Below are 20470 nucleotides of genomic sequence, written 5' to 3' on the forward strand. Positions count from 1 at the left end.
GACACCACAATCTCTTAAAGCACTGTTCAGCCCTACAATTTTGCTAGCTTTGGCGTTGATGGCAATCATTGTCATGATGATCCTGCCGATGCCTGCATGGGTGTTGGACATTGGTCTTGCCGCATCATTCGCGCTGGCAATCCTAATCTTTACAGTCACGTTGTTCATAGAGAGACCACTAGACTTCTCTGCTTTCCCCACCATCCTCTTGGCATCTTTGATGCTCCGCTTATCACTCAATGTGTCATCGACCAAATTGATCATCGGTCAGGGTCACACCGGAACAGGTGCGGCAGGGGACGTGATCGAAGGATTTGCGAATTTCGTCATGGGCGGAAGCGTCTTTTTGGGGTTGGTGGTGTTCTGTGTTTTGCTCATCGTAAACTTCATGGTGATCAACAAGGGCGCAACTCGAATGGCGGAGGTCGGGGCGCGCTTTGCTTTGGATGGTATGCCAGGCAAACAGCTCGCGATTGACAGTGATATGTCTGCGGGAGCAATTGATCACACCGAGGCCAAAGAGCGTCGCGAACGAGAACAGCAAGAAACCACATTCTTCGGTTCGCTTGATGGTGCTTCAAAGTTCGTAAAAGGTGACGCTGTTGCTGGTTTGTTGATCACATTGTTGAATCTGGTAATGGGACTGATAATGGGCGTCGCCGTACACGGCATGCCAATTGGTCAAGCCTTTGAAACATACACGATCTTGACCGTCGGAGATGGACTGGTAACTCAAATTCCTGCCGTGGTTATCTCAATCGCTTCCGCCTTGCTTTTGGCGCGTGGCGGCACCACCGGTTCTACAGATTTGACCTTAGTTAAACAGCTGGGCAAATATCCGCCAGCGATTGCAACGGTCGCAGTTCTAATGGTGCTTTTTGCTTTGGTTCCCGGCCTACCGTTTATTCCATTTATTGCGGGAGGTGGTGTTTTGGGTTCAGCTGCATACTTTTTGTATCGCAACAAAACCGACGAAGTCGAATTGCCAGAACTCGACGACGAACCAGTTCTCCCCAGAGACAAACCAATCGGCGACGTATTGGATTTGGATGACATCCACGTAGAGTTTGCCACAGATCTTGTAAATATGGTCCTGGATCCGGGCGCAGGTCTTGATGCGCGCATCACCAACATGCGGACACATGTGGCCTCGACCTTTGGTTTGATACTTCCAGAAATCCGACTGACTGACGAACCTTCTCTACCAAACGGCACATACACAATTCGCATCCAAGGTGTTGAGCAAGTTCGTGATCGGCTTGAGCCCGAAAAGGTTCTGGCATTGGCCGGTGACACACCAGAGGCACTGCCCACCGGAGAGGATGTATCCGAACCCGTTTATGGCGCGCCCGCGCGTTGGATCGAAAGCAAAGCCCAGGAACAGGCGTCCCTGTCTGGCATAACAATTGTTACGCCCGGCGAAGTACTGGCGACCCACCTTCTGGAAACCATCAAAACAAACTTTGGGCGTTTGTTGACCTTTAAAGCTCTGCGTCGAATACTGGACGAGATGGTCAACTTGTCGGATCCAAATCGCGCAGAAGCCAACCGCCGAATGATGGATGAATTCGTCCCAGACAAAGTGCCACTAGATCTCTTGCATCGAATCTTGCGCATGTTGCTGGACGAGCAAGTGTCCATCCGAAATGTCCCTCTAATCCTAGAAGCTATCGCGGAGGCACGACATGTGAGCGCACTCCCCGACGCAATCTGTGAGTATGTTCGCCAACGTCTTGGGTTTCAATTGATCTCAGATCTCAAACGAGAAGACGGCACAATTCCTCTCGTACAGCTGGCACCCGAATGGGAAGACACATTTGCGACGTATCAGGTAGACGGTGACGCTGGCAGCATGGACGTTGCCCTGCCGCCAGATGTTTTCAACGCTCTTGCTCAGTCTATTGCAGACCGAATGTCAGATGCTGGGAACAGTGGAATTTTTGCCGCGCTTGTGACATCGACACGTCGCCGTCGCTTTCTCCGTACGGTTCTTAGCGCCAAAGGAATTGCCAATCCCGTGTTGTCCTTTGAGGAAATCGGATTGGATGCTCGCCCGGCACTAGTTGGGGTTGTCGCCGCATGATGGAAAATGCGCTTACTGTATTGAACATGACGGAAGCTATGCTTTGGCATGGCTTCCTTGTGTTTTTGCGCATCGCTGCTGCAGTTTCAATTTTGCCGGCCTTTGGTGAAACCACGGTGCCACCCCGCATAAAAATCGGCATCGCATTGGCTTTTACCGTCATCGTAGCGCCTGCACTACCTACCTTTGAAACCGCTCAGCCAAGTTTTGAGGTGATTGCCAAATATACGCTCACCGAAGGTCTAAACGGGTTCCTGATTGGTATAGGGGTCAGAATGTTTGTCATGGCATTGCAAACCGCAGGTACGATTGCGGGGCAGTCCACATCCCTCGCCCAAATCTTTGGCGGCGCCTCAGGAGAGCCACTTCCGGCGATAGGTAATGTGTTGTCTCTCGCCGCTCTGGCACTGGCGGTAACAATGGGCCTACATGTCTATGTCGCGCGCTATTTCATCGGTTCATACATCTTGTTTCCGGCGGGCACTTTCCCAGTCGTAGAGATCATGACCGAATGGGGCGTTGCACAGGTTGCCTCTGCCTTTAGCCTAGCATTTAGATTGGCGGCTCCATTTATCATTATTTCCGCGATCTACAATCTAATGTTGGGCGTCATCAACCGTGCCATGCCGCAACTCATGGTTGCTTTTGTAGGTGCGCCCTTGATTACCGCTGGCGGTCTTTTCCTTTTGTTTCTTGTGGCGCCAGCACTGCTCACACTTTGGTGGAGCGCACTACAAGGTTTTATGATCAATCCAACTGAGGGCCTGCAATGAGTGGGCAGGAGGACGACAGCGAAAAGTCCTTTGAGCCGACACAGCACAAGCTGGATGAGGCACGGAAAAAGGGGGAGATCGCAAAGTCGATGGACGTTTCCGTCGCGGCTGGTTATCTGGGCCTCACCATCGCGTTTCTTACCGTAGGTGCTGGCACGATCAAGGCCGCAGGGAATGGCCTTATGGTTTTGCTCGATCAAGCTGAATCTCTCGCACCGCTGGTGTTTGAAGGCAACCCTTCAACGCCAATTGGCGGAATCCTCATGGAATCTCTTTGGGCTGTGACACCGTGGTTCGGGATCCCCATGATTGCTGTCATTTTGAGTGTGATCGCTCAAAACGCGTTTTTGTTTGTGCCTTCCAAAGTCGCTCCAAAGTTATCTCGAATCAATCCGTTGTCCAACGCGAAGAACAAATTTGGTCGCAGTGGTCTTTTCGAATTTGCGAAGAGTTTTGCCAAACTGGTGATCTACTCGGTGTGCTTAGGATTTTTTTTGAAGTTTCGGATGGCCGAAATGGCGTCGGCAATCCAACTGGATGCCATCATGGTGCCCGCGCTTCTTGGGCGACTCATGCTCGAGTTCTTGATGATTGTGATAGTGGTTGCAGCCTCCATTGCGACAGTGGACTATTTCTGGCAACGCGCCGAGCACATGCGCAAAAACATGATGACTCGCAAAGAAATGACCGATGAGCAAAAAGACTCTGAAGGCGACCCACACACGAAGCAGAAACGGCGCCAAAAGGGCCAAGAAATTGCAATGAACCAAATGCTCGCGGATGTGCCGGACGCGGATGTGGTAATCGTAAATCCTACGCATTATGCGGTAGCATTGAAGTGGACACGTATGCCAGGCGAAGCGCCCGTCTGTGTGGCAAAGGGTGTCGATGAAATAGCTGCGCGTATTCGAGAAACCGCACAGAGCTCAGCCGTTCCAATCCATCGAGACCCACCAACAGCACGAGCTTTGCATGCCATTGTTGAGATCGGTCAAGAAATTCCTCCGGATCAGTATCGCCCAGTGGCAGCAGCAATCCGATTTGCAGATGCGATGCGACAACGTGCGAAGGGCAAAGCATGAACAATGATCTAATCGAACTTAATGTCATCACGCAGGCGCGCTACCAGAAAGCTCAAGCTGCAATGCAGGCTTTACAGGCCGAAGAAAACAAACTGCGCGGCATGCTTGACGATCTGACGGCCCAGGAAAAGTCCGGGAGAGAAGTGATGCAAACCGACAAGACCCTGCAAATGACGGGAGGGGACCTCACTTGGAACAACTGGATCGGGCGAAATCGCAAGATCTTAAACCACCAGTTGGCAAACATTCTGGTTAGAAAAGAGATGGCCTTTAAAGATCTGCAAAGCCATTTCGGCAAGGCCGATGTCATGGAGACGCTACTAGATCACGCCGAAAACCAAAGACGGCAAAAACGCCAGCGCTCGCTCGTTAACAGTGTGATCGACACGAAATTGAGCTGCTTATGACACAGCACCCTGCCACTGAGTGGCAGGGTGCTGTGTCATAAGAGTTCTCGTGCCTCATTACTATTTAATTCCAAGATTTTTGGAGCGATGTTAGGACACGTCCTGACGTGTAATTTGCACGATCAATACGTCTGAGATCTCTTCGCCATAGACCTTCTGCGCGACCTCCACGAACATCTTACGAAGTGGGTCTAGTTTGCTTGAGTTCGTGAAAGCGCCATCAAACCCGCCAATATTAGCATGATCAAACATCGCCTGAAGCAAAGCGCCGCGAATGCGAGGTTCTGCTTGAAAAATCCGCTCGTTTTCACCGGCATCTGTTTCCAGTGTCAATGTGATCAAAATGAGCGAAGCAACAGCGTTGTCATTCACAACAGGGATGATGAACTGATCCACCAGTTCGACATACTCCCGCCCCTGTGGCGGCCCTTCTTCCTTATCTTCGTTGGCCTGCGAATTCGCATATGCCTTACCGTCCACTTCCATGCCATCTTCGGCAACTGGTAGAACGGGATCTGGCCGCAAAGCGAGACCAGCACCAACGCCGCCACCAAGCCCCAAAACCAGCAAAATGATCGGAAGTAGCTTTTTCATATCTCGCCTCGTTTAGAAAGGTAGCACAGCGTCGAGGACTTGCTGCCCCAAGCGTGGTTGTTGCATGTCAGAGATCTGTCCACGCCCGCCATAAGAAACGCGCGCAGAAGCAATCTTATCGAATGTAATTTCATTTTGCCGGGAGATGTCCTCAGATCGAACGAATCCTGAGACCAGCAATTCGCGAAGCTCGTAGTTTACCCGCAACTCTTGTGTCCCTTGAATGGCCAAAACACCGTTGGGAAGAACGTCAACGATGGTCGCTGCGACACGTAAAGTTAGTTTTTCACTGCGTTTGACGGATCCATCTCCACTGCTCGAGCTATTTGAGCTCAAATCAACCAGTGGATCGGTCGTTGCACCTTCGGGCAAACGGGTGTTCAAGCGCTGTGGCAAACCTGCAAGCTGAGGAATGCTCATACTTTCTGATCCGCTGCGGCTACGTTCGGTCTCGTTGTTGATTTGGGCCTTTTCATCCACTTCGATCACAACAGTTAGGATGTCACCACGGCCTGCAGCGCGACGGTCGCCAAGAAGCGACTGCTTATTGCGGCTCCAAAGTGAGGCGGTATCTGAACGACGTGACACACTTGCCTGTGTTGGCAATGGAGGGTTCATCATCGCGTAGTGTTCTTGGTTGTTTGTGGTGGGAGAAAAGCTCGGCGCTTTGCCTATATGGTCCGTGCGTGCGCAACCAGAAATGGCCAACGTCGACAGAAGAAAAATGGCATATAAAATTCGCACGGTTCTGTTCCTTTAGTTTGAGACCAAGACGCTGCCGTCCGGTAAGACTTTACCCGTTATCGTGGAGCGGGAGCTAAGGTTCATCACGCGAAGTGGTTCGCCCTCTCCTGCGCGGGCGAGCGAACGACCTTCGGTCTCGATAACCAAACCTGAAGTGTTGTACTTGAGGGTCACAATCTGATTGCGTTCCACCAAAGCGGGCGCTCCGACGTCGCTGAGGCGCACTGGGCGACCAGGATATATCGCTTTGCGCGCTTCCAGACCGATAACTGAGTTGAGGTCGCTGTGTACGCCCGCTACGTCGCCTCGTTTGAGGCCGACCGCACTTGGTTCGATTATCGAATTGGCACGAATTATTGCGGTGGCTACAACAATGTCTGCAGCAGCCGGCACAGCAAGCCATGTGGACAGCGCAAGAAGCAAAGCCTGTTTCATATCAACGAACCTGCGCCGTTGCGGCCATCATTTGATCCGCTGCGGTAATCACTTTAGCATTCATTTCGTAGCCTCGTTGTGCTTCGATCAATTCAGTTACTTCACGTACTGCATCAACGGAACTGTCCTCCAAGTACCCTTGGCGCAGTGTTCCCAAACCATCTTCACCTGGTGTAGAAATCACGGGTGCGCCGGACGCTTCAGTTTCGACAAACAGGTTGCCACCAATCGCTTCCAAACCTTTGGCGTTCGAGAAAGAAGCCAGAGTAAACTGGCCAAGCAGTTCGGCGTCTGGGGTATCGGCGAAATAGGCGTACACTTCGCCATCTCCATTGATGGAGATGCTGCGCGCATCGACTGGGATCGTGATCTCGGGGACGACGCTATAGCCATCTGAGGTTACAATAAGGCCATCCGCACTGCGCTTTAGACCACCGTCGCGCGAATACGCAGATTGGCCAGATGGAAGCGTAACCTCCAAATAGCCTTTACCCTCAATCGCCACATCCAAATCACCACCTGTATTGGACAGGGAACCCTGTTCTAGCTGAACAGTAATCGCAGAAGGCCTAACGCCCAAGCCAACTTGGACACCTGTTGGCAGGACAGAGCCATCTGCTGAGCTGATAGCTCCTGCCCGCGACACTTGCTGATAATGCAAATCCGCAAACTCAGCTCGGCGAGCATTGTATCCTGTGGTGGACATGTTTGCGAGGTTGTTGGAAATGGTTTCAACGCGCAGTTGCTGAGCGCTCATACCGGTGGCTGCAATCGTCAGGGCACGCATATCGTTGTCCTCTTACTTCACAAAGGTTTTAACCGCGTCGCGGATACGGCTGTGTTCGTTTTCAAGAAAAGTCTGACCCATCTCGTAAGCACGCTGTACGTGGATCATACGAGACATCTGCAGGATCGGATTCACATTGGAATTCTCCAAAAATCCTTGCAACACGCGACCCTCTTCGACAGGTTCCACCCCATCTGGAGCATCAAATAACACGCCAGTTTCACGCTTAAGATCCAGTGGATTGAGTGGCTTGTAGAGCCCAATCTGACCAATCGGCAAACCGTCAACGCTAAATGTTCCATCGGAGGCAACATCCACACCGGTCGCATCCGGAGGAATAAAGATCGGAGCGCCGCCACCATCCAAAACAAGATGCCCGTCCATATTCACCAGGTCACCATTTTCATTTGGTGTGAACGCACCGGCGCGGGTCAAACGATCCCCGTCTGGCGTTTGCACCATAAAGAATCCCGCGCCTTCGACAGCGAAGTCAAACGTACCGCCAGTGCGCTTCAGAGCGCCTTGTTCCATAGATGTGGTTTGCACGTTTGCGGTGGCCATGGAGATACTCTCTGTGCCCGGCGCCGATTTTATGAATTCGGAAAAGGTAATACCTCCAGCTCGATAGCCTGTGGTCGCAGCATTGGCGATGTTGTTCGCCAACACCGTCATTTCGCGCTTCAGTCCGGACTGACGAGTCAATGTTGTATAGCCGGCGTTGTCCATTTTAGCCTCCTGCGATCAGCGGGATGAGTTGGGATTGAAAGAACGACACAAGCGATTGGCTCATGAAGCCCATGGTCGCCCAGAACACGATGACGATCGAAAGCACCTTTGGCACAAACGTTAGGGTCATCTCCTGGATAGAAGTAAGCGCTTGAAATAGGCCAACCAATACACCCGAGATGAGCGCCACAGCCAGAATTGGTGTGGAAATCATCACCGCAACCCAAAGGCCTTGGCGCAAAGTGTCAAAGAAGATGGCCTCTTCAAACATCAGACCGGCATTCTCAGTATTTCCTGATAAGCTTCCACAACCTTGTTACGAACTGTGACAGCCGTTTCGACGGCCAATTCAGTCTGGGCAAGCGCTTGAACCAATGTGTGTGGGTCGGCTTTGCCGGTCATAGACTGCATCGACACCTGCTCGCTTTCTTGAAGCGTAGCAGCGAAGTCTTTTGCGAGGCCAAACAGAGCGTTGCCACTCTGTCCATTTTCGGCCGGTCCAGTTGCTGGTTTTGAGGCCGTGTATTTCTGTGCGGCCAGTACTGTGCGGACATCCATTCTGGGTCTCCTAGGTAAGATTTATCTGCGTAGTAGTTCCATAAGCGACGACGACATCTGGCGTGTCTGCTCGAACATTTTCAAATTCGCCTCGTAGCTGCGCTGTGCTTCGCGCGCATCGGCAATTTCGATAATCATGTCGACGTTTGAGCTTAAGTAGTTGCCAGTCGCATCAGCCATAGGGTGGCTGGGATCAAAGATTTTTGTTCCCTCGCTGCGATCCAGTTGCACCGGGCCAACCTGCACGCTTCCATTGCGTGTGTTGGTGTCGGCTTCAAACCGTACGGTTTTTCGCTGATATCCGGGGGTATCGGCGTTTGCGATGTTTTCCGAAACGTGGCGCAGGCGCGCAGCCTGGGCGCGCAATCCAGATGAGGTAACGCTTAGTGCGGATCCGAAATCACTCATTGATCAGGACTTTCTGTCTTAGCGTCCGAGCGCAGTGCGCAATACGGACAATGAAGATTTGTAAATGGCCATCGAGCGGTCGTGCTCACGTTTGATTTCGACCGCCTTGAGCATTTCCTCCTCCAACGAAACACTGTTTCCGTTTGGTGAGACTTCGGAGGTAGAAAGAGATTGTTTTAGGTCACCAGCTTGAAGGCCATGGCCATTGTGACCCGAACGTGTGGCGCGCATGTTTCCTGCAGCGCCATCGTTTCTGTAGATTTCTTTGAACGGAACAATATCCTGGGTTTTGTAACCCGGCGTATCCGCGTTTGCCATGTTCCGCGCCACCACGGCTTGGCGGGTGCCAGCGTGTTGGGCCATAGCGTGTGCAGTTTTAAAAACGTCCAATGATTTGAACATCGGGGCTTCTCCCTCGAATAACTTAAATCAAGGCTTAACCCTGATTCCTTTAGAAAGTGTTTCGTAGACAGCTTGGAGAAACCAATGAATGCTTTAGGGCTAGACAGTCTCGGCGCAGAACTCAAAAGAGTACGTTCTATCAAAGATATAGGGCGTGTATGCGCGGTCGAGGGGAACTTATTGCGTGTGCGCGGACTAAACAACGTCGCGCGAATCGGAGACCTGCTTGAAGTGCGCCTGCACGACGACAAAAGGGTCACGGGCGAAGTTATTCAACTGCACAGTGGCGATATCACCATGCTGCCGGATTCTGCACCTGATGGAATCTCGATTGGTGATAGGGTTGCGCGACTTGACCAAATTGGCATTGCGCCCGCGAATTCTTGGGTTGGCCGCATTATTGATCCCTATGGCAAACCACTGGACGGAAAGCCTCTTTTGCGCGGCCCCGAAGTCCGTCCGCTCAAGAATGCGCCACCGCCTCCGGCAGCACGGCGCGCACTTGGGGATAGACTAGAAACAGGTATGGCCGTGTTCAACACCATGCTGCCCATCGTCAAAGGCCAACGTATTGGTTTGTTTGCAGGTTCTGGCGTCGGGAAATCGAGCCTGATGGGCCAATTCGCCAAGCACATGACCGGTGACATTGCTGTGATTGCATTGATTGGTGAGCGCGGGCGTGAATTGCGGGAGTTTGTCGAGCATGTATTGGGCCCAGAAGGTATGGCGCGTTCGATTGTGATCGCTGCGACATCCGACCAATCACCGCTCGTACGCAGGCGTTGCGCGTTGGCAGCGATGACTGTCGCGGAACACTTTAGAGATCAGGGTAAGCATGTAATTTTTATGGCGGATTCCATCACTCGATTCGCAGAAGCCCATCGCGAAGTGGCCGTTGCCTCTGGAGAAATGCCAGCGCTGCGGGGATACCCACCGTCGACGTCTCACATGATCATGTCGCTCTGTGAGCGGGCCGGTCCTGGCTTGGAGGGGCAAGGCGATATCACGGGCATTTTTAGTGTCTTGGTGGCCGGCTCTGATATGGACGAACCCATTGCCGACATTCTGCGCGGGGTTTTGGACGGACATGTGGTTCTGGATCGCAAGATTGCTGAACGCGGGCGTTATCCCGCGGTGGATCTTCTGAGATCGGTTTCTCGGAGTTTGCCGCACTGTGCAACACAGCCAGAAAACGCAACAATTTCAGAAGCTCGCAGACTTCTGGGTGCCTACGAGCAATCTTCAACGATGATACGTGCGGGACTGTATTCCGCTGGATCAGACCCTGTTTTGGACGTGGCGATTAATGCCTGGCCCGAGCTGGACGCCTATCTCGGTGATGGCAATAGTCCGTCAATCGAGACCGCCTTTGCCAAGCTCACGCTGCTGCTGAGACGCTCCGGCGCACGCATATGATGCCAACAAAAAAGGCGCGTCCATACGGCGCGCCTTGGGGCAAAATCAACGTCGGTATTGCGTCTGTATTACGACTGTTTTGCGGAGGTTCTATATTGTGTGTGTTGGATCAGTACGACAACAAGGTTAAGGCGATCTGATTTGAGCTATAGGTCTGTGTATTGCTGATCTGAGACATCAGCAAATACCTCTGCACAATCTGATCACGCACCTCTTCGTTGGCGAACTGGCTGACCTCCCCGTCGCCTGTTATCCCCTCCATCCGGTCCCGGAAAGTTTCCAGCTGCAGATCAATATCCAACGTTCCGAAAGAGCTTGGAAGATTGAAAGTGGTTTCCATCACGCTGCGCAACGGCGGGGACCCCATAACGGTGTACCACATCGCGTTATCACTGGAGCCACTGGTGGCAATTTCCTCAAGCTCGCGCACGGCGTTCATTGCCAATCGCAAGGAGTCGTCTTGGTTGCCTACGGCGATTTCAAACTGACGTGTGGTGAAGTTCTCTTGGACGTCTTCGACAAACCCGGGCACCTTGTGCCATGGTCCGCCGATATCTCCGAATCCAAAATCTTCCGCCAGCTTCAAATAGCGCTTGTCCGCCAATCTGTTGGCGAGAGCATCATCTGCCTGAGACCCTTCCGACAGAATCTTGTTCATGAAGAAGGTATTGTTGATGTCGTCGTCCAGCCCGTAGGCCCCCAGCACCACAGTCATCAAACGGCGGTCGCTGGTCAGATCTTCGGCAGTTTCGACGTTGCCAATATTCTCGGCAAAATAGTCCAGATCACGACTGATCTCAGGAGACGCCTCAAACGCTTGGGTTTGCGTGTCCATCGTCCGTTGCAGAAAATTCCATGCAACGAGACCGCTGCCTGCGACGATGGGTTGGTAGGTCATTGACGTGCCACCGCCATAAGGCGATCCTCACGTGGCAACAAGGCACGCAAAGCCTTAAGACCCTGATAGTGTCGACCTTCTATAACAGCCTCAGTTGCCATTGCGATCTGGCGCCGACTGTCACTGTCAGTGAACACCTGGCTTAGGTCTTCGATGTGGCGTAACAAGGTGCGCTCGATTTCGGTTGCATCCGTGTCTCCCGACAAAACCAGCTGTAGCGAGTAGCAGGCACGACGTACGGGTGTGTTGGCTTCCTCAGGATGAATGGCATCCCGCAAACGTAGAATGTGGGCGTTTGGAGTCATAATCGACAAGCGCGAACGGCGATCACCGTTTTCAATTACCGCGCCATTGACCAGAACCCGCTCTTTTGGGCTTAGTTTGAGAACAAGACCGCTCATGCTGCTGCTGCTCCATTTCGAAGACCGCGCAAGATCGCGGCGTTTACTTCCAATAAGGGGCGCACGTTGGCGTCCCCCCTCAGCACTTTCGCGCTATGATGTTGGGTGAATTCTGCGAGATAGAAAATCTGGGCGCGCAACTCTTGCGGCAATCCGTTGTCGCCACTGGCAACGTCGGTGGCAAAGATGGTCCACATAGAACGATTTTCATGAAGGGCTTCCGCAAGTTGAGGGAACCCTCTCTTGCCCCGCTTGGCGGCTTCCTTGAGCTTAAATGTCACGCGTGCAACGACGTCGTATTCCATTTTACCCGGAGTTTTGGTGGGTGCGGCGGCCTTTTCGTAGGCACGATGCGCAAGCTTATTCGGAGTCATTTTGACCGCCTTCTGCTGCGAGACTAAAATTCTTTGGTCAGGAGAGGGGGCGCAGTTTTACCGCGCCCCCAAAAGTCCGAATTAACGGAACAGCGACAACAGCTGCTGTGGAGCCTGGTTGGCCATCGACAGCGACTGAGTTGCCAGCTGCTGCTGAACCTGAAGAGCCTGCAGACGAGCAGAAGTCTCTTCCATGTCGGCGTCAACCAGCGTACCGATACCGGACTTCAGAGCATCGGTCAGACCGGAGATGAAGTCAGATTGAGTTTCGATACGACCCTGAACGGAACCGAAGCTTGCTGCGGAGTCGATCGAAGTCTGGATCAGAGCTTCGATGTCAGCCAGAGCAGAGTCAGTGCCAGCCTGAGTTGTTACGTCGATGTTGGCCAGATCTTCCAGACCACCACCGATGGTGGCGTCGTTTTCAGAGCCGTCCAATGCCGAGCGAGTAAAGTCAGCAGCTACAGAAGCTGCACCAAAGGCTGCGCCGGTGTTGTTGGTTACTTCGATCTCGCCAGCGTTACCGCCTGCTGCGAAAGTGACGTCAAGACCGTCTTCTTCGGCTTGAGCATTCAACGCATCAACCATACCGGACACAACATCACCAAGTGTATCCCCATCACGGGAGATATAGTTGACGTCTGCTGTCAGAGCAATTGCACCGGATCCGCCGGAGTCAAAGCTAAAGGTCTGAGCTGCAGCGATACCGCCTGCGGTGTCTTCAGCAAAAGTTGCAAAAGTTGCAGTCGCACCATCAGCGAGAGCAGCAACGACTGCGCCACTGTTGACAGACGTTGTACCAGCGGCAGATGCGCCGGTGCCAAGGTCTTGCTTAGACACGTTAATGTCAGACGCAGTAACACCGTCTCCGGAACGGTCAAGAGAAGCCAGAACGTTGATGCTGCCGCTGCCTGCGGTAGAATCGGTGTTCTGCAGAAGGTTTTGGCCGTTAAACTGAGCCGCACCAACAATCGCACCAATCTGATCACGCATCGCTGCGATATCAGTTTGGATCTTGTCACGGTCAACGTTTTCTTCTTGCGCCGCGACGATCTTGCCTTTGATGTCGGTCAGCAGGTCGGTCACGCTTTCGGACGCTTGACGCGCCACGGAAACAGTGGACTGACCCAGAGACAGGCTTTCAGAGATACCTTTGAAACCTTTGACGTCCGCTTCCATCGTCTTAGAGATGGCCCAAACTGCTGCGTTGTCTTTGGCGGTTGCGACTTTTTTACCAGTCGAAATGGCGCCTTGAGTTTCAGACAGGCTGGAGTTTACGGATTTCAGGGTCTGCAGCGCAACCATTGCGCCGTTGTTAGTCAGAATGCTGGACATGGCATTTCCTATATGTGTCGAGACGCTTTTGCGTCGGGTTTGTATTTTGCGCCTTTTGAAAAGGCGCTCCTGAACGTCATTCTGACATGTACCGTCCGTTGGATTGGATCGGTGCCACCCTCTGTGGAGTGCGGGTTCAACATGCGGCGAGAAGTGCTAATGCTTTCCTAAACACGATCCGCGCAATAACTGGCATTTCACTAAAACTTGAGAGACCTAAATTTACGCTCTCTTTTCAACGCGTTGACCGGAGTTAAGCTGCACGGCCTCGCGTTGACCGGTGTTGTTGTAAGTTTCAAAGGACGTGCGCACGCGGCGCAGGGTTCCCATGCGCTCCGTTGTGGCGCGCAAACCGCGCTGTGCTGATTCCAGCAAAGCGTGATTGCGTGTGAAGACAGTGTGCAGCGGCGCAAAATCGTCGGCATCAAAGTCTTCTTCGTTTTGCTGCGCCTGTAGCTCTTCGAACAGACCTTCTTTGCGCTCTAGCAGATCAGGCAGCGCATCAAGCTTGCCATTGATGAGCGCTTCGCGCTCTTCCTCAAGCAAAGCATGCAGCGCATCAACCAGTGTGATTTCCGTGTCCTCAGACATTGGTGCGCTCCTTTAGGGCATTAAAGAACGCCTCAGACAGGCCAATGCCGCCCGCGTCGACCATCGCGCGGGCCTGTTCCTGACGTAGGAACGAGGAGAACTGTTCTTCTCCTGCGCCACCGCCGAAGGTTTCACGCGATTCGCCGAAACCGGCAGACTTCAGCATTTCTGCAAGAAACGTGGTTTCCAGTTCTTTCGCCGCTTCCCGCATGGCGTCTTCTTGCACAGTGGGGAGCGGTTGTATGGGCGGGGTGGCAGGTGCCACAGGGGCCGTGGTTGTGAGCATTTCTTGCCTCTCGGGTTGTGGATATTTTTCTGTTGTGACCGAGGACGGTAAAGAAGTGGTAAGGATAATCCCGTTAAAGGACTTGCAGTGGAAGAATTCCCGGAGGTCCTATGCTCAACCTGCCCCTTATCTCTTCGCAGCCCTCTTTGATGGAGCCGGCAGCGCCAAAGAAACCAACCGACTCTCGTCAGGAAAAATCCAATTTTTCTGATACTTACGATGCTATTGAGAGTGGCAACGATCGCCCTTCAGATGACGTGTCTGACACCCGCGATGCCACGGCTGACACCTCTGATCAGGATAGAACAGCCCCCGATTCGCCATCGGATCGCGATGGGTCCAGATCAGACAGCGATCGCGAACCCGAATCTCGGGAAGACGCGGATTTTGTCGCAACTGAGGTTGCGCAGACACCTGACGAGACCACCAGCCCTCTCGGCCGCCCCAACGAAGGGCGCGTGGCACCAGGCGATGATACAACGCTGCCCAATACTGCGCGGGTCGATGTGGACACGCCCAAAAAAGCCGCGCCCACAGGACCTGGTCCTGACATTCAGGACGACACTGTCAAAGGTATCAAACCGCAAGGTCCCGATATCCAAGATGTGATTGATCCACCGGACACCCCTCATCCGGGTGACGTAGAAACACTCGCTGTAGAGACACCAGAGGATCTTGATCCAATGCGTGTCGAAGTCCGCAGTCTGAACGGACGCGAGGGGCAAACACGTAGCCCGGTCGCGCAGTCCGTACTGGCGGCGCAAGCTCAAACCGCACAGAGCCAAGCCACCGCCGCACAGGGATCTGTTGCTCCAGCCACGACCGAGGAAGGTTCGGCTGGTCGCGCCGTCGATCAGGTGGAGGAGACCACCGCACCGAAAGCGGAAGCACCCTCAACACCGACCATTTCCACCACGCAACAAATGCAAGCCCGTGCGATCATGGAACAGGTTCAGGCCGGTGGACAGTCTGTGTTGTCCAAAGGAGCCGATGTTCAGGCCACCCAAGGCATGGACGTATCCGTGGCTGCGGTTGAGGACACACACACAAACACGCGAGGCTTGTTAAGTGCACAGGAGGCCGCGTCTCAGGCGCGCCTCAACAATAGCGCACCCAACCCCGCATATGTTGTACGCCAATTGGCGGATGCTGTGAAAATGTCTGATAAGAATCTTATCGAATTGGCTATGGATCCGCCTGAATTGGGCAAAGTTCGGATGTCTATGTCGGAGACCTCAGGCGTCATGACAGTGACCATCGCAGCCGAAAATCAAGCCACCACCGAATTGATGCGTCGCCATATCGACATGCTGCGCAAAGATTTCATGGAACTCGGATATGAGAGTGTCAGTTTTTCCTTTGAGCAAAACGGCAGCGATTCTTCCCAAGACCAAGCCCAATCTGGTGACGGGTTTGGCAGCGGTAACGGGTCCGGTCAAGATCGAGGTGATGGCACTTTGCTTGGTGAGCTGGCCTCTGTGACCACGCAGAATGGCCGCACCCAATCCCTTCCCGATACAGGTCTTGATATCAGACTCTAGGAGAGTTCAATGACAACCGTTTCCCCAACATCAACAGCAGCAGCTCAGCAGAACAATACTGCCGCGGCGGCCACTGGCACACAAGGCAACGAGGCACTGGCTTCGGATTTCGAGACGTTCTTGCACATGTTGTCTGTACAGATGCAGAACCAAGACCCGCTGAATCCAACCGATTCCACCGAGTTTGCTTCGCAACTTGCGCAGTTCTCTACAGTAGAGCAACAGACCCTAACCAACACCCTTTTGACCAATCTTGGCACGCAGATGGGCGCCATGGGACTTAGCAATCTCGCCACTTGGGTAGGTATGGAAGCACGTGTGACCGCGCCGGGCAACTTTACGGGCGATCCCATCGAAGTGGTGCCGAACGCGAACGCATTGGCGAACTCGGCGTTCCTGGTCGTGAAGGATGACAGCGGCGCCGAGGTGCAGCGTTTTGCGATTGACCCGTCAGATACCTCGGTTGACTGGGCCGGGATAGACGATGCAGGAAATCCATTCCCACATGGGCTCTATACCTTTGAAACAGAGAGTTACTCAAACGGCGATCTGATGGATACGGTGTATGGAGACGTTTATGTGCGCGTTACAGAAGCACGCACGGGCACTGATGGCGTGACTTTGATTGCGCCCGGTGGGATTGAGTTCACATCTGACAAAGTTCTGTCACTGCGCCAACCGACCTGATCCTTGATTATGAGGCCATGGTGAACTAGCGTCGCGGCGCTCTGCTTAAGGACCGCCGCGCTGATCGATTTGCCTCCCTCTCCACCAGAGCCCGTGCTTGTGGCTCTGGAACAAGCTCTGCCAGAGCAAACGCCATGTCAGGGTTGGCACCCGTTGACTGGAGGGCGTACAAACGCCGCTTGGCGCGGCGAATGCGAAAACGGCGATGACATAGTACTCAAGCTCTATGCCGGGGCTGCGCTCAACCCATTGTTCCCCAACAATCCCGGTGCCGAAGCTGCTTTGTTGCAGTTTTTGGAGCGTCGCCGGATGGTGCCCGCGTTTCTCGCCAGTTTTGACACGCTTGCAGGCCGCTGCAACGTCTACACCCATGTTCCCGGCACCACGTGGCAACGGGACACACCCACGGTGGCACGTTTGATGCGCCGTCTGCATGTGCTCGACCGTCCCGATGGGCTGCGACAAGTCGCCGATGGCTCTGCAGCTTTGCTGGAACAAATACTCGGAATCGTCGGAAAATGTGGTGTGATGCCCGATTTTCTGTCTCACCTGCCCCGCGCCGCCGTATTGCCAAGTGGCGCCTCAGCCCTTTTGCACAGCGACATCGTACCCGGAAACCTCATCGAGAATGACGATGGCCTACACCTGATTGATTGGCAATGTCCCGCTGTAGGGGACCCTTGTGAGGACATTGCGGTGTTTTTATCTCCTGCGATGCAGCAGGTTTACCGCGGCAATCCGTTGTCTGAGCAGGAGATCGCGGCGTTTTTGATCGCCTATGATGATGCGAAGGTGGCCGCACGGTACAAGGCGCTCGCACCGTTTTACCACGCCCGAATGGCAGCCTATTGCCTCTGGCAATTTGAGAATGGACGTCAGGACTACGGGACAGGGCTACGACTTGAGGTTGCCGCGCTTCAGAGATCTTTGAGACCGTAGAGCAGATAGGCGGGATACATCAGCAAGCGACGGTAGCGCCCCAATGGGAAGCGCCCGGTCGTGGCGCGCAGAATGTCTGGGTGCAACAGATCAGAGGCACCGAGAATGTCCTGTGCAATCAGGGCGCCAGCATAGCTGCCCATGGCGACGCCATTGCCGTGATATGCAAACCCGGCATAGAGATTCTCCGCGCCCGGCACCGCACCGGCAAAGGGTGACATCTTTCGGTTGTAGCACACAAAACCTGACCAATGATGGGTTGCCTCAACGTTGGCCCAGGCCGGGAACATTTTGGCAAATTCGCGCCGGATTTGACGTCGGATGTGATCATCCGCACGTTTGTGGGTCGCGAGTCCCCCCCGCATGCCAAACAGGAACCGGCCGTCTGGCATCAGGCGGAAATAATGCAACAGGTTTCGGCTGTCATAGGCCATCTGTGCCGAGGTCCACCCCTGATCAGCTTGCTCCGCTTGGGTGATCGGGCGGGTGACCATAATGCTGGATTGCGCCGGCAGGTAGCGCCCAGCCATCCACGCTGGGATATGTTCGCTGGAATATCCATTGGTTGCCACAATCAACGTCTTGGCAATGATCCGGCCTTTCGGGGTGTGGACATGCCAGTGACCATCTATGTGTTCGGTTTGTGTGACAGGGGTATCTCCGTAGATCACAGCGCCTGCGGTCTCACAGGATTGGGCCAAGTTAGAGACATATTTGGCCGGGTTGAGCGCAAATCCAATAGGCTTTGTAAGAGCCCCATGGAAAGCGCCGCCGAAGCCATGTTCTGACAATTCTTCTTTGCGAAGCACCTCTATGGGCACGCCATAGGTGGCAGAGAGATCGCGCGCCGCTGGGGCGAATTTTTCCGCAATCTTAGGCGTGTGTGCCAGAAGAGTTTCGCCGTTGCTGTGGCGGTCAACCTGCCAGTTCCCATCATCAATTAACCGATCAACATAATCCACAGCGGACCGCTCCGCCTGAACGTAGTCGGATAAAGCCGGCAGGCCAAAGCGTTTCTGAAGGCTCGGGTAAGAGGCGCCAGATCCGCCCAGACAGCAAAAGCCGCCATTGCGCCCGGAGGACCCCCAGCCAACCTGTTTGGCGTCCAGGACAGCCACACCAGTACCAGCCTGTGCAAGAGACAGCGCGGCGTTCAGCCCAGTGAAACCTGCACCGATGATGGCAACGTCGGTCTTGATGTCCTTTTCCAACGCAGAACGTGTCGGAACAGAGACTGTTTCAGCCCAAAAGCTATCTTTAATTGGGCCATCGCCATAGACAAAGTCATTGCAAATACGGGTCATGACAACTTCGCCGCTTCTGCCTCTTCGCGGCGTTGGCGCACCACATTGCGTTTGCTTATCACTGACGCAGTGATCACCCCGACTGCAACAATGACAATCATAATGGTCGAAAGAGCGTTGATTTCCGGACTGACACCCAGACGCACCGATGACCAGATTTTCATCGGCAACGTGGTGGCGGATGGTCCAGAGGTAAAGGAAGCAATCACCAGATCATCCAGCGACAGTGTAAACGCCAACAGCCAGCCGGAAATCACCGCGGGCGCGATAATCGGCAATGTCACCAACCGGAATGCCTCAAAGGGCGAACAGCCAAGATCCAGCGCAGCCTCTTCAAGTGACTGATCAAAACTGACCAACCGCGAACTGACCACCACCGACACGTAGCACATCGCAAATGTGGTATGTGCCAGCACAATGGTGAACACGCCGCGGTCCATGCCGAGACTGATAAACAACAGCAACAGCGACAGGCCAGTGATGACTTCGGGCATGACCATCGGTGCGTAGATCATGCCGGAAAATGCCGTGCGGCCCCGGAAACGCCCAGCGCGAACCATGACGATGGCGGCCATAGTGCCCAGCACAGTCGCCAGCGAAGAACTGATGAAACCCACTTTTAGTGTCACCCATGCGGCATCCAGAAATGCGGTATTCGCAAGCAGCTCGCCGTACCACTTTGTGCTGAATCCGGCCCAAACGGTGACAAGTTTGCTTTCATTGAAGCTGTAGATCATCAAGATGACCATAGGCAGATATAGGAAGGCGAAACCAAGCGAGAGCGAGGTCGCGTTAAACCATGTCATCCGTCTCATTGCTCAGCCTCGCGCTGTTTTTGCTCGTTGCGTTGAAACAGAACGATGGGGATAATCAAGATCAGCAAGAGCACCACAGCGACGGCGCTGGCCACCGGCCAATCGCGATTAGAGAAGAACTCCTCCCAAAGCACCTTACCAATCATCAGCGTCCTTGAACCGCCCAAGAGCGAGGGGATGACAAATTCACCGATGGTGGGAATAAAGACCAAGAAACTGCCTGCGATGATGCCTTGTTTAGACAGCGGCATGGTGACCAGCCAGAACGCTGAGAGCCGTGAACATCCCAAATCTTCCGCTGCTTCCAAAAGGCTAATATCAAGCCTTTCCAGAGAGGCGTAGATCGGCAGGATCATGAACGGCAAGTAAGTGTACACGATGCCAATGTAGACTGCGATGTTGGTGTTGAGGATCACCAGTGGATCGCTGATGAGACCGGTCCAGATCAGGAGTTGGTTGAGATAACCCTCTTGGCTCAAGATACCCATCCACGAATAGACGCGGATTAGAAAGCTGGTCCAGAACGGCAAGATGATCAGCATAAACAACATGGCGCGCCACTCTTCGGGGGCGCGGGCCATGCCGTAGGCAATTGGATAGCCTACCAACAGCGTGAGTACGGTCGATATCACCGCAATTTTGAGGCTTGAGAGATAGGCTTTCCAATACAGCGCATCCTCGGTCAGCCAAATGTAGTTTTCCAGATCCAGCGCCGCAAAGAAGGATTTGAACCCTGACCAACCTTCGCTGAGATCGAGCGTAGGCGCGTAAGGTGGAATGGCAATCGCTGCATCCGAAAGCGAAATTTTGAATACAATGAGGAAAGGCACAATGAACAGTGCCAGCAACCAGAGAAACGGGATGGCTATCAGCAGACGACGCAT

The 20470-nt window shown here is 53.6% G+C and carries 26 protein-coding genes; 8 read left to right on the forward strand and 18 right to left on the reverse strand.

What is annotated here, in order from left to right; translation table 11 throughout:
- Positions 1-58 precede the first annotated feature (58 nt).
- Genes flhA through ABWV47_RS10080 form a run of 4 tightly spaced genes read left to right on the forward strand, consistent with a single transcriptional unit; the run spans position 59 to position 4345 of the window.
- Positions 59-2083, forward strand: coding sequence for a flagellar biosynthesis protein FlhA (flhA, locus tag ABWV47_RS10065; RefSeq protein WP_422063204.1), 2025 nt, complete (start codon positions 59-61; stop codon positions 2081-2083).
- Positions 2084-2109: 26 nt separating this feature from the next.
- Positions 2110-2856 carry a flagellar biosynthetic protein FliR gene (locus ABWV47_RS10070; RefSeq protein ID WP_353311314.1) on the forward strand — a complete coding sequence of 249 codons (747 nt, stop codon included), beginning with the start codon at positions 2110-2112 and terminating at the stop codon, positions 2854-2856.
- On the forward strand, positions 2853-3938 hold the full coding sequence (locus tag ABWV47_RS10075; protein ID WP_353311316.1) for an EscU/YscU/HrcU family type III secretion system export apparatus switch protein: 1086 nt from the start codon (positions 2853-2855) through the stop codon (positions 3936-3938). The genes ABWV47_RS10070 and ABWV47_RS10075 overlap by 4 nt, the downstream gene beginning before the upstream one ends.
- Entirely contained in the window at positions 3935-4345 is a 411-nt protein-coding gene (locus ABWV47_RS10080) for a hypothetical protein (RefSeq protein WP_353311318.1), read from the forward strand. The genes ABWV47_RS10075 and ABWV47_RS10080 overlap by 4 nt, the downstream gene beginning before the upstream one ends.
- 90 nt (positions 4346-4435) lie before the next feature.
- On the opposite strand, the gene ABWV47_RS10085 is transcribed toward ABWV47_RS10080, so the two are convergent.
- Genes ABWV47_RS10085 through ABWV47_RS10125 form a run of 9 tightly spaced genes read right to left on the reverse strand, consistent with a single transcriptional unit; the run spans position 4436 to position 8999 of the window.
- Positions 4436-4939 carry a flagellar basal body-associated protein FliL gene (locus ABWV47_RS10085; protein ID WP_353311320.1) on the reverse strand — a complete coding sequence of 168 codons (504 nt, stop codon included), beginning with the start codon at positions 4937-4939 and terminating at the stop codon, positions 4436-4438.
- Between the two features lie 12 nt (positions 4940-4951).
- Positions 4952-5677: a flagellar basal body L-ring protein FlgH gene (gene flgH / locus ABWV47_RS10090; protein WP_422063203.1), complete on the reverse strand. Its 726-nt coding sequence runs from the start codon at positions 5675-5677 to the stop codon at positions 4952-4954.
- A gap of 18 nt (positions 5678-5695) precedes the next feature.
- The gene (flgA, locus tag ABWV47_RS10095) at positions 5696-6118 is read right to left on the reverse strand and encodes a flagellar basal body P-ring formation chaperone FlgA (RefSeq protein WP_353311324.1); all 423 of its coding nucleotides are present in this window, start codon (positions 6116-6118) and stop codon (positions 5696-5698) included.
- Position 6119: 1 nt separating this feature from the next.
- On the reverse strand, positions 6120-6905 hold the full coding sequence (gene flgG, locus ABWV47_RS10100) for a flagellar basal-body rod protein FlgG (RefSeq protein ID WP_353311326.1): 786 nt from the start codon (positions 6903-6905) through the stop codon (positions 6120-6122).
- 12 nt (positions 6906-6917) lie between these two features.
- Entirely contained in the window at positions 6918-7631 is a 714-nt protein-coding gene (locus ABWV47_RS10105; RefSeq protein ID WP_353311328.1) for a flagellar hook-basal body complex protein, read from the reverse strand.
- 1 nt (position 7632) lies between these two features.
- On the reverse strand, positions 7633-7902 hold the full coding sequence (locus ABWV47_RS10110) for a flagellar biosynthetic protein FliQ (RefSeq protein WP_353311330.1): 270 nt from the start codon (positions 7900-7902) through the stop codon (positions 7633-7635).
- Positions 7902-8189 carry a flagellar hook-basal body complex protein FliE gene (fliE, locus tag ABWV47_RS10115; protein ID WP_353311332.1) on the reverse strand — a complete coding sequence of 96 codons (288 nt, stop codon included), beginning with the start codon at positions 8187-8189 and terminating at the stop codon, positions 7902-7904. The genes ABWV47_RS10110 and fliE overlap by 1 nt, the downstream gene beginning before the upstream one ends.
- Positions 8190-8210: 21 nt before the next feature.
- Complete coding sequence (gene flgC / locus ABWV47_RS10120) at positions 8211-8597, reverse strand: flagellar basal body rod protein FlgC (protein WP_353311334.1); 387 nt, start codon at positions 8595-8597, stop codon at positions 8211-8213.
- Positions 8598-8615: 18 nt separating this feature from the next.
- On the reverse strand, positions 8616-8999 hold the full coding sequence (locus ABWV47_RS10125; protein ID WP_353311336.1) for a FlgB family protein: 384 nt from the start codon (positions 8997-8999) through the stop codon (positions 8616-8618).
- Between the two features lie 84 nt (positions 9000-9083).
- On the opposite strand from ABWV47_RS10125, the gene ABWV47_RS10130 reads away from it, so the two are divergent.
- The gene (locus ABWV47_RS10130) at positions 9084-10415 is read left to right on the forward strand and encodes a FliI/YscN family ATPase (protein ID WP_353311338.1); all 1332 of its coding nucleotides are present in this window, start codon (positions 9084-9086) and stop codon (positions 10413-10415) included.
- 109 nt (positions 10416-10524) lie between these two features.
- Here the strand turns inward: ABWV47_RS10130 and ABWV47_RS10135 are convergent, their stop codons facing one another.
- From ABWV47_RS10135 to ABWV47_RS10160, 6 genes are all read right to left on the reverse strand, one after another.
- A complete protein-coding gene (locus ABWV47_RS10135; protein WP_353311340.1) occupies positions 10525-11313 on the reverse strand; it encodes a DUF1217 domain-containing protein in 789 nt (262 codons plus the stop codon).
- Positions 11310-11714, reverse strand: coding sequence for a flagellar biosynthesis repressor FlbT (flbT, locus tag ABWV47_RS10140; RefSeq protein WP_353311342.1), 405 nt, complete (start codon positions 11712-11714; stop codon positions 11310-11312). Before flbT ends, ABWV47_RS10135 begins: the two co-directional genes overlap by 4 nt.
- A complete protein-coding gene (gene flaF / locus ABWV47_RS10145) occupies positions 11711-12088 on the reverse strand; it encodes a flagellar biosynthesis regulator FlaF (RefSeq protein ID WP_353311344.1) in 378 nt (125 codons plus the stop codon). Before flaF ends, flbT begins: the two co-directional genes overlap by 4 nt.
- Positions 12089-12169: 81 nt before the next feature.
- Positions 12170-13423 (reverse strand): flagellin N-terminal helical domain-containing protein, encoded by a 1254-nt coding sequence (locus ABWV47_RS10150; RefSeq protein WP_353311346.1) that lies wholly within the window; start codon positions 13421-13423, stop codon positions 12170-12172.
- 222 nt (positions 13424-13645) lie between these two features.
- Positions 13646-14014 (reverse strand): flagellar biosynthesis protein FlgN, encoded by a 369-nt coding sequence (locus ABWV47_RS10155; RefSeq protein ID WP_353311348.1) that lies wholly within the window; start codon positions 14012-14014, stop codon positions 13646-13648.
- Positions 14007-14300, reverse strand: coding sequence for a rod-binding protein (locus ABWV47_RS10160; RefSeq protein WP_353311350.1), 294 nt, complete (start codon positions 14298-14300; stop codon positions 14007-14009). Before ABWV47_RS10160 ends, ABWV47_RS10155 begins: the two co-directional genes overlap by 8 nt.
- Before the next feature lie 110 nt (positions 14301-14410).
- On the opposite strand from ABWV47_RS10160, the gene ABWV47_RS10165 reads away from it, so the two are divergent.
- The 3 genes from ABWV47_RS10165 to ABWV47_RS10175 all read left to right on the forward strand — a co-directional run bounded on the left by ABWV47_RS10165 (position 14411) and on the right by ABWV47_RS10175 (position 17467).
- Entirely contained in the window at positions 14411-15841 is a 1431-nt protein-coding gene (locus ABWV47_RS10165; protein WP_353311352.1) for a flagellar hook-length control protein FliK, read from the forward strand.
- 9 nt (positions 15842-15850) lie between these two features.
- A complete protein-coding gene (locus ABWV47_RS10170; protein ID WP_353311354.1) occupies positions 15851-16528 on the forward strand; it encodes a flagellar hook capping FlgD N-terminal domain-containing protein in 678 nt (225 codons plus the stop codon).
- Positions 16529-16621: 93 nt separating this feature from the next.
- Positions 16622-17467, forward strand: a complete 846-nt coding sequence (locus ABWV47_RS10175) for a phosphotransferase family protein (RefSeq protein ID WP_353311356.1) — start codon at positions 16622-16624, stop codon at positions 17465-17467.
- Here ABWV47_RS10175 and ABWV47_RS10180 read toward each other — a convergent pair.
- The 3 genes from ABWV47_RS10180 to ABWV47_RS10190 are packed head-to-tail and all read right to left on the reverse strand — an operon-like array spanning position 17446 to position 20470.
- On the reverse strand, positions 17446-18771 hold the full coding sequence (locus ABWV47_RS10180; protein WP_353311358.1) for an NAD(P)/FAD-dependent oxidoreductase: 1326 nt from the start codon (positions 18769-18771) through the stop codon (positions 17446-17448). The genes ABWV47_RS10175 and ABWV47_RS10180 overlap by 22 nt on opposite strands.
- Complete coding sequence (locus ABWV47_RS10185) at positions 18768-19586, reverse strand: ABC transporter permease (protein WP_353311360.1); 819 nt, start codon at positions 19584-19586, stop codon at positions 18768-18770. Before ABWV47_RS10185 ends, ABWV47_RS10180 begins: the two co-directional genes overlap by 4 nt.
- Positions 19583-20470, reverse strand: a complete 888-nt coding sequence (locus tag ABWV47_RS10190; RefSeq protein ID WP_353311362.1) for an ABC transporter permease subunit — start codon at positions 20468-20470, stop codon at positions 19583-19585. The genes ABWV47_RS10185 and ABWV47_RS10190 overlap by 4 nt, the downstream gene beginning before the upstream one ends.

It is taken from the genome of Shimia sp. NS0008-38b, from assembly GCF_040370365.1.
GTDB lineage: Bacteria > Pseudomonadota > Alphaproteobacteria > Rhodobacterales > Rhodobacteraceae > Shimia.